A 12,628-nucleotide genomic window follows, 5' to 3' on the forward strand; every position below is an offset into this window, starting at 1 on the left:
GGGGCAGGCCACCAGCCGGCGCCGGCGGCCCGTGTGGCGAGAATCAGCTGTCGGGTCGCGGCGCGTGCGGTTGGGTGGCGGCCAGACGGCCGGAAAGCGCATTAGGTTGCAGATCTGAAACGTTGCGGCAGGACGGCCGGCGCGGAGCGGGCCCGATCAAACCGCGCCGGATGCGTGCAACGTGTGAATCTGATCGTCGGCATAGCCGAGCTCGCGCAGCACGGCATCGGTATGCTGGCCGAGCGACGGCACCGGATCCATGCGCGGATCGTCGCTTGGCGCGACCCCGTGCGGCAACAGGGCAGGGATCTCGCCGGCGGGCGAGCCTGTGCTGGTCCAGCACCTCACCCGTCAATGCCGCCGCGCTGGCCGTGCGGGAAACGATCGTCGAGCGGATCGCGGAACTGGCCGCGAGCGGAACATGGACGGGCATCACGTTGCGCGCGGACGATTCGTCGCTGTTGTAGCGTGGAACGTACACGGGTTCGGTGGGCTCGGCGGACTCAATCCGCGAGCCCGTGCGCGGACGGCCCATCGCCGCGTTCGACCGCCGCGGCCGATCGGGACCGAAACGGCTCAACGATCGCCGAGATCGCCCGCCACCGGCGCCAGCGCCCAGTCGAGCGCGAAGTCGGCGACCGCCTCCCAGCCTTGCTCGCCACAGGTGTAGTGGCTGCGGCCGGGGAACAGCCGGTAGGCCGAAATCGCCCGCGAGCGCTTCGCGTTCTTCTCGTAGTTCTCGCGCTGCACGGCCGGTGGCAGGATGTGGTCGTTGCCGCCGGCGATGAAAAGGAGCGGTGCGCGCTGGTCGTTCGCGAAGTTGTAGGTCGTCGCCGCATTCGGCGTCACGTTCGCGAATCCGCCCTGGAACAGGATCCGCCCCGACACGGGCACGGCGTAGCGGTCATAGACCGGCTTCGATTCCGCGAGGCTCAGGTTGTTCGTGAACGCATAGTGGAATTCCGTCTCGGTGATCGGCACGGCGCGATGCAGGTTGGCCGGATTGCGCAGGACCGGGAAGGTCGCCTTGATCTCGCTGAATGGCAGCGCCCAGACCCCCTTCACCGCCGCACCGTCGATGGAGACGCCGGCCGAGCCGAAGCCGGCGTCGAGCAGGAGCTGCACGAACGCGCCGCCGAACGAATGCCCCATGATGATCGGCTTCGTGTCGAGTGCGGCGATCGTCGCGGCCAGGTGCTCGAAGATCTCGCGCGCGCCCAGGTTCACGAGCGGCGACGGATCGCGGCGCAGGGCCTCGACCCCGGCCGTGCCCGGCTCGATGCCCGGATAGCCCGGCGTGATGACCCGCATGCCGCGCTGCGCGTAACGGGCGACCCAATGCTCCCACGACAGCGGCGTCATCCACAGGCCGTGAATGAGTACAACGGTGTCGGTGCGCGTTTCCGGATTCATGTGGCTGCTCCTGTGGTCGCTGGATGACGCCGGTCACGTCGGCGCGTGTGCCGTGTGCCGCGTCGAATCCCTTTGACATCGGCACCGCCCGGCGTGAATGATGTGTCCATCTTAAAGACCATCCGAGTACGCGACATGGCTGAAAAACCGGAATTCTTTGCTGAGACGCCGGCCGGGCTGGACGATGGCGCAGATCCGTTCGCGTTCCGGCGCGATGCTTTTTCCGACGTGCTGGAGCTGATCCGCATCCGCGGCAACACGGTCTTCACCTGCGCCGCCTCGGCGCCTTTCGGGTTGCGGTTTCCTGCCGGGAAGTACCGGCTGCACATCATCCGCAGCGGCAGCGTGACGATCGAGGTGGAGGGGCTCGACGAACGCTATCAGGCGTCGCAGGGCGACCTGGTCATGCTGATGCATGGCCACGGCCATGTCATCGCCGACCGGCCGGGACGTTCCGCCCGGCTCGTCACGGAGCTCGCGCCACAGTACTACGACCGCGAACGCCTGACGATCGGGAGCGGCGACACCACGTGGCTGTGCGGCGATTTCGGCTTCGACGGCGTGCTGTCGCAGCGCCTGCTGTCGGTGCTGCCGCCGGTGCTGGTGCTGAAGGGCTTGCGGGAACGGCCGTTCGAGTGGCTGGAGCTGAGCTGCCATTTCATACTCGACGAAGCGTTGAGCCCGCGCGCCGGTGCCGCCGCGATGATCTCGCGGTTGCTGGACGTCATCTTCGTCCAGCTGCTGCGCACCTGGGCGACCGAGGGGGCGACGGGTCACGGCTGGCTGTCCGGCGCGATCGACGGCCGGATCAATCCGGCGATGTCGGCCATTCACGCGGATCCCGGCCGCGCATGGACCGTCAACGATCTCGCCGAGCTGTCGAACCTGTCGCGCTCGGCGTTCGCGGATCGATTCCAGCGTGTCGTCGGCCAGGCGCCGCTCGGCTATCTGACGACCTGGCGCCTGGATCGGGCGGCCGAGCTGTTGCGCTACAGCCGCGCGCCGGTATCGGATATCGCGAACCGCGTCGGCTATACGTCCGAGGCGGCGTTCAGCCGCGCGTTTCGCGGCCGGTACGAGATGTCGCCGATGCAGTGGCGGCGCGCCAATACCGAGTAGGCTGGCGCGCGGGCGGCGGTGCGCGATGCCGAGGTCGGGCGTGGCACCGGCGCGGCAGTTGCGTCAGCGGGTGGCCGATTCCGATCCCGATCAAGCGAGGGGCGCGACCGACGCGCCCGCGATGCGATGGCGCTTCAGCGCATCGGCGACGAAGCCCGACGCCTTCATCTCTTCGACGAACCGGCGGAGCAACGCGGCGGCCGCTTCGCCGCGGCTCTTCGGCACGCCCATCGCCTGGCGGATCACCATGAAGCGCTCGTCGAGCAGGCGCAGCCCTGGCGTCTTGGCCGCATCGGCTTCGAGCTGCTGCTTCACGCCGGCGGCAACTTCGAGCTGCTGTTCGACGAACGTCGGCACGACGGCCGGCGACGTCGGCGCACGCACGATCTGCGCGGCTTTCAGCTCGCGCGTGAGGTACAGGTCGTACGCGCTGCCTTTGCCGACGGCTACGCGGTTGTGCGGCTGGTCGACGTCCGCGTTGCTTCGGATCGGCGAATCGTCGCGTACCAGATAGAAGCCTTCGATCAGCACGTAGGGCTCGGTGAACGCGACCGTCTCGCCGCGCAGCGGATCGACCGCGAAGAAGCCGAAATCGGCACGCTCGTCGGTCAGTGCCTGCACCGACTTGCCGGCGGTGTCGAACACGACGAGCTCGAGCTCGGCCGACAGCCGCTCGGCGAACGCGCGCGCGAGGTCGATCGACACGCCGAACGGCTCGCCGGTGGCCGGGTCGCGGTTCGCGAGGATCGGGTTGCCGAGATTGATCGACGAGCGCAGCTTGCCGGTCGGGGTGAACGCGGCGAGGACGGAAGGGTCGAGGGTCATGACGGGGCTCGTGGTGGTCGGCGGCGCCGGTGTTCACGGCGCAAGGTTGCGTGCGGCAGCGCGAGCGCATGTGCGTCGCGACATCGGGCCGTGGGTTATGGCGGTTGCCGTGACGATTACTTCACCGCGACTTCCGTATGCACGACGTGCGGCGGGCTCTTGAAGAACGGCCCGGCCAGCTGCCGCCACGCCTGGAAATCGTCCGACTCCCGGAAATGCACCATGTGATCGTCGAGGGTGTCCCACTTGACGACGAGCAGGTAACCGCCGCTGCGCTCGATCACGCGGTGCAGTTCGGCGCCGCCGCAGCCGCGCGCACGGGCGAACAGCGGGAGTGCCTGGCGGACCGCGGCCTCGAACGGCTCGGCCTGCGACGGATCGATTTCGAGCGATGCCAATTCCAGAATCATGAAAGCTCCAACGGTTGAATGATGCAGAGCGGCGCGCGCGTTGATGCGCGTCTCCCACAACGATACCGGAAGTCGGGATCGCAGTGGCCGTGCGCCGCACACCACCGGGCGGCTCACACGAATCAGCGTTTCCCCCAATATGGAATGACGCGGCCGATGCCGATGTCACAGAGGAGGTGAAGACAATCAATCCGAGGCCAGCCATGACGACATCCGTGACAAACGGAACGAATGATGCACCACCCGAAACGATCGCCGACGCGGCATCCGCCCAGCCCGCCGCCGTCCCTTTGATCCTGCTGGTCGACGACGAACCGAGCGTCCTGTCCGCGCTCAAGCGCGTATTGCGGCCCGCGCGCTACGAGATCCTGACCGCCGACAGCGGGGAAACCGCGCTCGAGATCCTCGCGTCGACCGAAGTCGACCTGATCGTGTCCGACATGCGCATGCCGAACATGAGCGGCGCGGCGTTCCTGTCGCGGGCGCGCTCGCTGTACCCGGACACGATGCGCATCCTGCTGACCGGCTATTCCGACATCGCGTCGATCGTGGAGGCCGTCAACGAAGGCGGCGTGTATCGCTACCTGAACAAGCCGTGGGACGACCACGACCTGCTGATGACCCTCGAGCAGGCGCTCGAGCAGCGGCGCTTGCGCGCCGAAGCCGCGCGGCTCGCCGCACTGGCCGAAGCGCAGAACGACACGCTGCGCCGGTTCAACACGGCGCTCGAAACCCAGGTGCGCGCGCGCACCGAGGAGCTCGGGCAAACGGTGCTGTTCCTCGAAGCCGCGCAGCACGACCTGAAAAGCAGTTTCACCGCGATGGTCCAGGTCTGCGCGAGCATGATCGAGATGCGCTGCGGGTCGGCCAGCGGCCATGCGATGCGCGTCGGCGAGATGGCGCGCCGGCTCGCGCTGGCGGCCGGGATGAGCAACCTGCACGCGCAGGACGTGTACTACGCGGGTTTGCTGCACGGTATCGGCAAGCTGTCGCTGCCCGACGAACTGCTGCACAAGCCGCTCGTGAAGATGACGACGGACGAACACAGCCTGTTCCAGCAGCACCCGCTGCGGGCGCAGATGGTGCTCACGCCGGTCGCGCAATTGCACATGGTCGCGTCGATCGTGCTGCACCAGTACGAGCGGTTCAACGGCCGCGGCACGCCGGACGGGCTGACGGGCGACGCGATTCCGCTCGGCGCGCGGATCGTCGCGATCGCGCGCGACTTCGAAGGATTGCGCCACGGCGAGATCGGTGCGCCGCATTCGGTCGAGCAGGCGATCGACGTGCTGCGCTCGCAGGCCGGCGTGCGCTACGACCCGTCGCTCGTCGCGCGCTTCATCGAACTGATGCGCGATCCGGCCAGCTTCGGCATCGCGACGTCCGTCGCGGAAATCAAGTCGGCCCAGCTGCGCGAAGGGATGCAGCTCGCCGACGATCTGCGCACGCATCGCGGCGTGTTGCTGATGACGAAGGGCAGCGTGATGTCGCGACATCAGATCGAGCTGGTGCGCCGTTTCGAGGCACGGGAAGGCACGCCGTTCGACATTCTCGTGCTGACCGGCGCGGCCGCGACCGCGGCGGCGCAGGCGTCCGCTGCCGCTGCCGCGCCGCCCGGCTGACGCACGCGCACCGCACGGCCGTGACCGTGGCGCGCGACCGCTTGCGCGCCACCGGCCACGCGTTCATTTCGACCGGGGCGCTCGATCATGGATGGCTCCTACAACCTGCTGCTGGTCCTGCTGTCGCTCGTCATCGCGACGCTGGCGTCGTATACGGCGCTCGACCTCGCCGCGTTCATTTCGTTGCTCGACAACCCGACGCTCAAGCGGGCATGGCTGGGCGGCGGCGCGGCCGCGATGGGCACCGGGATCTGGTCGATGCATTTCGTCGGCATGCTCGCGCTGTCGCTGCCGATCCCGCTCGGCTATGCGTTGCCGGATACCGGCGCATCGCTGGCGATCGCGGTGCTCGTGTCGTATTTCGCGCTGAACGTCGTCACGCGTGCGCGGCTGAGCCGCCGGCGTCTGATGGCGGGCGGCGCGCTGATGGGCGCCGGGATCGTCGGGATGCACTACACGGGGATGGCCGCGATGCGCATGGCGCCCGGCATTCGCTACGATCCCGCGCTGTTCGCGGCGTCGATCGGCGTCGCGGTGATCGCGTCCACCGTCGCGCTCTGGATGGCGCAGACGCTGCGCGCGCAGCAGGCGCGCCATGCGACCGCGCTGCGCATCGGCGCGGCGCTCATCATGGGCATCGCGATCACGGGCATGCACTACACCGCGATGGCGGCCGCGCATTTCGCGCCGGATGCCCGCTGCGGCGCCGCGAACGGGATCGACGCGCCGTGGCTGGCCACGACCATTGCGCTGTTCACGACGGCGACGCTGGTCGTCACGCTGCTGGTCTGCCGCTTCGATGCGCGCACCACCTTTCTGCGCGGGATGACGGACACGCTCGAGCGGCTGGTGCGATTGCGAACCGCCGAACTCGAAACGGCGTTGCGGCGCTACGAGCAGACCACGGCGATGCTGCAACGCGCGCGCGAGGACATGGCGACCGAGATCGACGAGCGCCGCGCGGCGCAGATCCGGCTCGAACAGGAGAAGGACGAGCAGCGGCGCCTGCTGCGCGCGCTCGAGGAAACGCACGTGCAGTTGCTGCAATCGGAGAAACTGGCGTCGATCGGCCAGCTCGCCGCCGGCGTCGCGCACGAGATCAACAATCCGGTGGGCTTCATCAGCGCGAATCTCAATACACTCAAGACATGGGTGGGCAGCCTGCTGGACGTGATCGCCGCGCATGAAGCCGCGCTGCCGCAGCTCGAACCCGCGACGCGCGACGCGCTGACGGCGCGGCGCGCGGCGGCCGATCTGGACTACGTGCGCGACGAGATCGTGACGCTGATCGACGAATCGATCGACGGCGCGGTGCGCGTGCGGCGCATCGTGCAGGACCTGCGCGATTTCTCGCGGCCGGGCAGCGGCGAGTGGAGCGTGGCCGATATCCACGCGGGCCTCGAGAGCACGCTCAACGTCGTCCACAACGAACTCAAGTACAAGGCCGACATCGTGCGCGAATACGGCGACGTGCCGCTGGTCGAATGTCTGCCGTCGCAGTTGAACCAGGTGTTCATGAACCTGTTCGTGAACGCCGCGCACGCGATGCCGACGCGCGGGGTGATCACGATCCGCACGTCGAGCGACGGCGAACAGGTGTCGATCGCGATCAGCGATACCGGAACCGGCATGACGCCCGACATCGTGCGCCGGATCTTCGATCCGTTCTTCACGACGAAGCCGGTCGGGCAGGGCACCGGGCTCGGGCTGTCGGTGTCGCACGGCATCGTCGAGCGCCATCGCGGCGCGATCGACGTGACGAGCGAGCCGGGGCGCGGCACGACGTTCTGCATTCGACTGCCGGTCCGGCGCGCGGATGACGGCGTGGACGTGGCGGCGGCGGTCGAGCAACGGTCATGAGCGCAAGGCGGCGCGTCGGCGCTGCATGCACCTGGGGTGCCGCCACGCGACCATGCGCGACGGCGGGACCGATCTTGATCCTTTTGCCGAGCGCGACCTGCGGCGGCCATCCCGATCACGGTGTCCGGCTGCGCCGGGTGCTCTCCCTGACCACAAGTTCGAAACCGAGATCGATCGTCGGCGATGCCACGGGTTCATGGTTGATGATCGACAGCAGCAATTCGGCCGCCATGCGTCCCATTTCGGCTCGGGGGGTGCGAACGGTCGTGAGCCGTGGCACGCAATCGGCAGCGCCGGCCAGATCGTTGAAACCGACGATCGCGACCTGCTCCGGCACGCGAACGCCGAGCCGGTGCGCCTCGAACAGTGCGCCCTGCGCGAGGTCGTCATTGCCGAGGAAAATGCCGTCGACATCCGGCCGGCGCGTCATCAACTGGCGGAATAGTTCGCAGCCGAGACCGATCGACGACGGGGCGGGCGTCAGAACCTCGAGGTTGGCCTCGTGCAATCCTGCGCGTTGCAGCGCCTGGCGAAAGCCCTCTCCGCGCTGCATCATCCGCTGGTCGAGTTGAGCGGCAACGAACGCATTGTGACGGCATCCCTGCGCGATCAAGTGCTCCGCCACTGCCATGCCCGCCTCCACCTGTGAAAACCCGACACAGTGAATGCCGGGCGCATCGGCCAGGTCCATGATGTAGACGCACGGCACACCGCTCGCATCGATGAGGTGGCGCGCCGCTTCAGTGCGGTCGAATCCGGTGACGATCATGCCCGTCGGCGGAGAGGCAAGGTAATGACGAAGCAGATCCTCTTCCGCGTCGCGCGAGTAATGCGAATTGCCAATCAGAATCTCGATGCCGCGCTGCCTGAGGACCGTGTGGATCGACTCGATGGCATCCGTGAACACATTGTTCGACAGCGACGGGACGAGCACGGCGACCGAGTTGCTTTGCGCACTGGCGAGTGCCCGCGCAGCGGGATTGGCGACGTAATTCAGTGCCTTGGCGGCTTCCTCGACCTTCTGCACGTATTCCGCGCCCACGGAACTGAGGCCGCGTAGCGCGCGCGACGCGGTAATGGTGCTCACACCTGCACGGCGAGCGACCTCTTCGAGCGTTGGGCGGCCGGTGCCGCGGGTTTTCCTGAGTATTCGGGTGGTCATGGCGAAAGTAAGATAGCGCTGTCTCGTCGCGGTGGCAAGTAGTGGCTCGTATTATCGAACCGGATGAGAGAAAGTCATGAGGCGGCCAAGTGCCGCCTTCTTCAGACCTGCTGAGATAGCGCTATCTTTCGCGCGAAAGAAGGGGACGATGATGAACGAGACAGTTTCGGCGATCGTGGTGATGGGCGTCGCGGGGTGCGGGAAGTCGAGCGTGGCGAGCGGCATCGCCGCCCGGATCGGCGCCCGTTTTATCGAAGGCGACGCGTTCCATCCGGTCGCGAACGTCGAAAAGATGCGGCGCGGCGTCGGACTCGTCGATGCTGACCGCTGGGGCTGGCTGGACACGTTGGCGGCCGAGTTGAACGAGGCTCGCACACGCGGCGAGCCGGTGGTGCTCGCGTGTTCTGCGCTCAAGCGCGACTATCGGGATCGTCTGCGCGGGGGCGACGCAACGGTGCATTTCGTTTATCTGGCGCTGCCGGAGGACGAGGCGCTGAAGCGGGTGGGCTCGCGTCCCGGCCATTTCATGCCGGCGACGCTGGTTGCCAGTCAATTCGCCGATCTGGAGGCGCCGGTCGGCGAGATGTCGACGCTGGCCGTCGACGCCACGCTGCCGCTGGACGGCGTCGTTGACGAGGCTGTCACGTGGCACCTGCGCACCTGCGCGGGCCAGTTTGCGCTGGCTGCTTGAGATAGCGCTATCTCAGCGGTTGACCTGAAATCGGCCCCCGCGAGCCTGCACGGTCCGTTCGACGGCATCGCAGGCGTGCAGGGCGATCCGGTTTCAATGCGCTTTCGCGATTTCTGAAATTCGTCCAACAATATTGAGGAGACGACCATGGCATCATCTTCCGTGCAGAAAGTTCCGAACCGGCGGTGGGGGATTGGCCTGCTGCTGGGCATCGGGGTGCTGATCAACTATTTCGACCGCATCAACCTGTCGGTTGCGGCGCCTCAACTCAAAGAGGCGTTCAATCTGACGCCCGGCGAACTGGGGCTGCTGTTCAGCGCGTTCTTCTGGCCGTACGCGCTGCTTCAGGTACCGGCGGGCATCGTTCTCGACCGCTTCGGCGTGACCCGGATCGGGCGCGCAGGCGCATTTCTCTGGGGGCTCGCGTCCGCCGTCACCGCGTTCGCGAGCGGTTTCGGGGGCATCTTCGCGGCGCGCGCGATGCTGGGCATCGCCGAAGCGCCGGGCTTTCCCGTCAGTTCCAAGGCGACCGGCTACTGGTTTCCGCGCGGGGAACGTGCGCTCGCCACGGCGATCTTCGACGCGGCGGCCAAGTTCTCCAACGTCATCGGCGTGCCGCTCGTGGCGGTCGTGGTCGTCAACCTGGGCTGGCGGTGGGGGTTCGGCGTGACCGCGCTGCTGAGCCTGGCCTACTTCGTCGCGTTCTATGTCGTGTATCGCGATCCCAGCAAGGATACGAAGCTCAGCGCGGCCGAGCGCCACTACATCCAGTCGGGCGGCGCGACGCCGGAAGGCACGTCGAGCGCCAGCGTCTTCGCGATGCTGGGTTATCTGATGAAGAAGCCGAAGATCTGGGGTCTCACGATCGGCTTTGCCGCGTATGGCTATTCGTTCTACCTGTTCCTCACCTGGTTGCCCGGCTATCTGGTGCAGACGATGCACATGAGCATCCTCAAGTCCGCCGGCTTTGCCGCGATTCCGTGGGCAGTCGCGACGCTGACGGACCTCGTGGTCGGTGGTTGGCTGATCGATCACCTGATCGCCCGCGGCAAGGACGAAACGCGCGTGCGCAAGGCAGTCCTCGTGATCGGCATGATGTTCGGACTGGCGGTTTTCGGTGCGACCCAGACGACCAATCCGGTATGGGCGATCTTCTGGATTTCGGTGGCGCTGGGCGGGCTCGCCGCAGCGGCGCCCGTCGGCTGGTCGCTGCCGTCGCTGATCGCGCCGAAGGGCGGTGTCGGGACGGTCGGCGGAATCATGAATTTCGCCAACAACCTGATGGGCGTGGCGGCACCGGTCGTGACCGGCTTCATCGTCGGCGCGACGAACTCGTTCACCAATGCGTTCCTGATTGCAGGTGTCATCCTCGTGGTCGGCATCGTGTCGTTCGTCTTCGTCATGGGCCGGATCGAGCCGATCGCCGAGCCGGATGAAGTCCTCCCGCAAGGCAACGCATCGGTGTCGTAAGTGAGGAGGGGCCGGTCGGGCCGTGTCCCCCGGCCGCCCGGCTGACGCTGATGGCGTTCGCGCGTTTCGACTCAACGTTGCAGCCGCGCTGACCGAAGCGCGTCAATGATGCGCGGGTCAGCACGTCGGCCTTCGATGGATTTGCCGAGACCTTCGAATGCGAAGGTCTTTGCCTTGGGCACGTTGGTTCGCCGACACGTGTTGTCGGGCTGGCGAATGCGACGCAATCGCGGCGCGGTTCTCGCGCTGTGTGTCGCGCCGGGCTCGCGCGCTGTAACAGGCCGCGGTTTCTACCATTTCGGCGGCGAGACGTGGCCGCGACGGCTGCCTGCCGAATCAATCGTGGTCATCGCCGTGATGATGGCGCCAGCCGCGATGCCAGCCGTTGTCGTGCCAGTGGCGGCGATAGTGGTATTCGCCGTAGTACGGACCGTAATACATGGGCGCCGGTTCATAGTAGACGGGCGGCGGCGGCGCGTAGTAGACGGGCGGCGGGGCTTCGACCACCGGCCCCGGAAAGCCGAAGTACACGCCGATGTCGGCGCGGGCGTATGCGCTGGCCGACACACACGCGGCGGCAAGCCCGATGGCGCTGGCTAGCAGAATGCGTTTCATCTTCCTGTCACTCCGGTCGCCGCCGGTTCGGCGGGCGACACGCAACTCTTCCTGATTGCATGGTACGTAGCGCAGGCCGGATGGGTGATACTGCGTTGTGGCTTGTGTAACCGGCGGTAACGGGGCGATGAGCGTTTTTAGCCGGCCGGCAGGTGGGCGGCCACGCTATCTCGAACAACCCGACCCGACCCGCATTTCGACCGAAGGGAAACACGTGAAACAACAGGTCCGATGTTGCGAATGCGGCGGAGCCGCGCGCATCCGCGCTACCGCTTGCGTCGCCGCCGCCGAAAGAAATGCCAGAACATCGCGGTCGCGTCGGGCCCCGTCGCGGAGTGGAACGCTTCGTGCGGATCGCCGCCGCTCCATGCGTGCGCGAGGCGCCGCACGATGCAGACCCGGACGATCAGCCGGCCGCCGCGCAGATAGTCCGTGTAGTCCGCATCGTCGTGCGTGTACGTCCGTTGCTCGCCGACGCGCAGTTCGCCGTGTTCGTCGACGAGCCGATTGAGCCGCGCGAACGCGCTGCCGAGCTGCACCGCGTTGTGCTCGTTCACGACCGTATCGAGCCCGCCATGGACGACGAGCGCCGGCATGCCCGGATAGGCGCGCATGTCGACGCAGGTGTCGACGACGCGGACCGGATCGTCGCGCAGGCCGCGGCGCATCACGCTCATCGCGGCCATCGTCGACAACGGCGGCGCGATGGCCGGGCCGGAATGCAGGCCGACGGCCGCGAACCGCTCGGGATACGCGAGCGCCAGTCGGGCGGCCAGCCCGGCGCCGGCCGACATGCCGGCCAGATAGATCCGGTCGCGATCGAACCCGCGTTCGCGCACGACCGCGTCGACGAGCGACGCGATCGCCGGCGCCTCCGACTCCGACGCATCGCCGTGCCAGTTCCAGCAGCGATGCGAGTGCGCCGTCTTCGCCTGTTCGGGAAACAGCACCGCGAACCCGGCCCGCTCCGCGACGCGGCACATGCGCGTGCCCGCGGCGAACGACTCGGCGGTCTGCTTGCAGCCGTGCAGCATGACGACGACGGGCATGCCCGCGAGCGCCGCCGGTGCGGCGGGCAGGTACAGCGCGTACGCGAGATGGTTGACGAAGCGGCCGGCCACCGGGCGCGCGGAGTGAAACGAGCGCAGCCACGTGCCCGGTGCCTGGCGCGGTGACGGGCGGCCGGCCGGGGTCGGCGCGCGCGGGCGGCGCGTGGTGTGTGCGGTGCGTGCGGGGGGCGTGGCCGCGCGCTTGGCCGACGTCGCCGGTTTGCCCGTCTTGCGTTTGGGTTGCGTGCTCGTCGCGGCGGCGAACAGATCGAAAGGCCGTAGCCAGAGGCTGGATTTTTTCCTGGGCATGGACGAATCTCGTGGCGGCGGCGTGCGCAACAGCATGCGGCAAGGCCGGCCGTCGGATGGAAGTCGAATGCGGGCGGAGCACG

Annotated in this window: 11 protein-coding genes and 1 pseudogene; 5 read left to right on the forward strand and 7 right to left on the reverse strand. The window is 67.5% G+C overall.

Annotated features, from left to right (window positions below; translation table 11 throughout):
* Positions 1 to 156 precede the first annotated feature (156 nt).
* Together ACTJKF_RS01890 and ACTJKF_RS01895 are read right to left on the reverse strand one after the other, a co-directional pair.
* Positions 157 to 339 (reverse strand): annotated as a pseudogene (locus tag ACTJKF_RS01890) (CoA transferase); the annotation flags it as partial.
* Between the two features lie 237 nt (positions 340 to 576).
* Positions 577 to 1,413 carry an alpha/beta hydrolase gene (locus tag ACTJKF_RS01895; RefSeq protein WP_440621859.1) on the reverse strand — a complete coding sequence of 279 codons (837 nt, stop codon included), beginning with the start codon at positions 1,411 to 1,413 and terminating at the stop codon, positions 577 to 579.
* Positions 1,414 to 1,485: 72 nt separating this feature from the next.
* Here ACTJKF_RS01895 and ACTJKF_RS01900 point away from each other — a divergent pair, with 72 nt between their 5' ends.
* Positions 1,486 to 2,532, forward strand: a complete 1,047-nt coding sequence (locus ACTJKF_RS01900) for an AraC family transcriptional regulator (protein ID WP_440621860.1) — start codon at positions 1,486 to 1,488, stop codon at positions 2,530 to 2,532.
* A 90-nt stretch (positions 2,533 to 2,622) separates the two neighbouring features.
* On the opposite strand, the gene ACTJKF_RS01905 is transcribed toward ACTJKF_RS01900, so the two are convergent.
* Positions 2,623 to 3,357, reverse strand: coding sequence for an ABC transporter substrate-binding protein (locus ACTJKF_RS01905; RefSeq protein WP_440621861.1), 735 nt, complete (start codon positions 3,355 to 3,357; stop codon positions 2,623 to 2,625).
* Between the two features lie 116 nt (positions 3,358 to 3,473).
* Positions 3,474 to 3,767: an antibiotic biosynthesis monooxygenase family protein gene (locus tag ACTJKF_RS01910; RefSeq protein ID WP_440621862.1), complete on the reverse strand. Its 294-nt coding sequence runs from the start codon at positions 3,765 to 3,767 to the stop codon at positions 3,474 to 3,476.
* 203 nt (positions 3,768 to 3,970) lie between these two features.
* On the opposite strand from ACTJKF_RS01910, the gene ACTJKF_RS01915 reads away from it, so the two are divergent.
* The gene (locus ACTJKF_RS01915; protein WP_440621863.1) at positions 3,971 to 5,389 is read left to right on the forward strand and encodes an HD domain-containing phosphohydrolase; all 1,419 of its coding nucleotides are present in this window, start codon (positions 3,971 to 3,973) and stop codon (positions 5,387 to 5,389) included.
* Positions 5,390 to 5,476: 87 nt separating this feature from the next.
* Complete coding sequence (locus ACTJKF_RS01920; protein ID WP_440621864.1) at positions 5,477 to 7,249, forward strand: histidine kinase; 1,773 nt, start codon at positions 5,477 to 5,479, stop codon at positions 7,247 to 7,249.
* Positions 7,250 to 7,364: 115 nt separating this feature from the next.
* Here the strand turns inward: ACTJKF_RS01920 and ACTJKF_RS01925 are convergent, their stop codons facing one another.
* Positions 7,365 to 8,411: a LacI family DNA-binding transcriptional regulator gene (locus ACTJKF_RS01925; RefSeq protein ID WP_440621865.1), complete on the reverse strand. Its 1,047-nt coding sequence runs from the start codon at positions 8,409 to 8,411 to the stop codon at positions 7,365 to 7,367.
* A gap of 151 nt (positions 8,412 to 8,562) precedes the next feature.
* On the opposite strand from ACTJKF_RS01925, the gene ACTJKF_RS01930 reads away from it, so the two are divergent.
* Positions 8,563 to 9,102, forward strand: a complete 540-nt coding sequence (locus ACTJKF_RS01930) for a gluconokinase (protein WP_440622131.1) — start codon at positions 8,563 to 8,565, stop codon at positions 9,100 to 9,102.
* 147 nt (positions 9,103 to 9,249) lie between these two features.
* Entirely contained in the window at positions 9,250 to 10,572 is a 1,323-nt protein-coding gene (locus ACTJKF_RS01935) for an MFS transporter (RefSeq protein ID WP_440621866.1), read from the forward strand.
* 336 nt (positions 10,573 to 10,908) lie between these two features.
* Here ACTJKF_RS01935 and ACTJKF_RS01940 read toward each other — a convergent pair whose 3' ends face one another.
* Together ACTJKF_RS01940 and ACTJKF_RS01945 are read right to left on the reverse strand one after the other, a co-directional pair.
* Positions 10,909 to 11,187, reverse strand: a complete 279-nt coding sequence (locus tag ACTJKF_RS01940; protein WP_440621867.1) for a hypothetical protein — start codon at positions 11,185 to 11,187, stop codon at positions 10,909 to 10,911.
* A gap of 266 nt (positions 11,188 to 11,453) precedes the next feature.
* Complete coding sequence (locus ACTJKF_RS01945) at positions 11,454 to 12,545, reverse strand: extracellular catalytic domain type 1 short-chain-length polyhydroxyalkanoate depolymerase (RefSeq protein WP_440621868.1); 1,092 nt, start codon at positions 12,543 to 12,545, stop codon at positions 11,454 to 11,456.
* Positions 12,546 to 12,628: the final 83 nt, after the last annotated feature.

The sequence above is a fragment of the Burkholderia sp. 22313 genome (assembly GCF_052045245.1).
Lineage (GTDB): Bacteria > Pseudomonadota > Gammaproteobacteria > Burkholderiales > Burkholderiaceae > Burkholderia.

What these genes read in the sequence shown, in the direction of transcription:
- ACTJKF_RS01915 (WP_440621863.1), top strand. Translation starts at nt 3,971, where the DNA reads ATGACGACATCCGTGACAAACGGAACGAATGATGCACCACCCGAAACG.
- ACTJKF_RS01920 (WP_440621864.1), top strand. Translation starts at nt 5,477, where the DNA reads ATGGATGGCTCCTACAACCTGCTGCTGGTCCTGCTGTCGCTCGTCATC.
- ACTJKF_RS01935 (WP_440621866.1), top strand. Translation starts at nt 9,250, where the DNA reads ATGGCATCATCTTCCGTGCAGAAAGTTCCGAACCGGCGGTGGGGGATT.
- ACTJKF_RS01940 (WP_440621867.1), bottom strand. Translation starts at nt 11,187, where the DNA reads ATGAAACGCATTCTGCTAGCCAGCGCCATCGGGCTTGCCGCCGCGTGT.
- ACTJKF_RS01925 (WP_440621865.1), bottom strand. Translation starts at nt 8,411, where the DNA reads ATGACCACCCGAATACTCAGGAAAACCCGCGGCACCGGCCGCCCAACG.
- ACTJKF_RS01930 (WP_440622131.1), top strand. Translation starts at nt 8,563, where the DNA reads ATGAACGAGACAGTTTCGGCGATCGTGGTGATGGGCGTCGCGGGGTGC.
- ACTJKF_RS01910 (WP_440621862.1), bottom strand. Translation starts at nt 3,767, where the DNA reads ATGATTCTGGAATTGGCATCGCTCGAAATCGATCCGTCGCAGGCCGAG.
- ACTJKF_RS01905 (WP_440621861.1), bottom strand. Translation starts at nt 3,357, where the DNA reads ATGACCCTCGACCCTTCCGTCCTCGCCGCGTTCACCCCGACCGGCAAG.
- ACTJKF_RS01895 (WP_440621859.1), bottom strand. Translation starts at nt 1,413, where the DNA reads ATGAATCCGGAAACGCGCACCGACACCGTTGTACTCATTCACGGCCTG.
- ACTJKF_RS01945 (WP_440621868.1), bottom strand. Translation starts at nt 12,545, where the DNA reads ATGCCCAGGAAAAAATCCAGCCTCTGGCTACGGCCTTTCGATCTGTTC.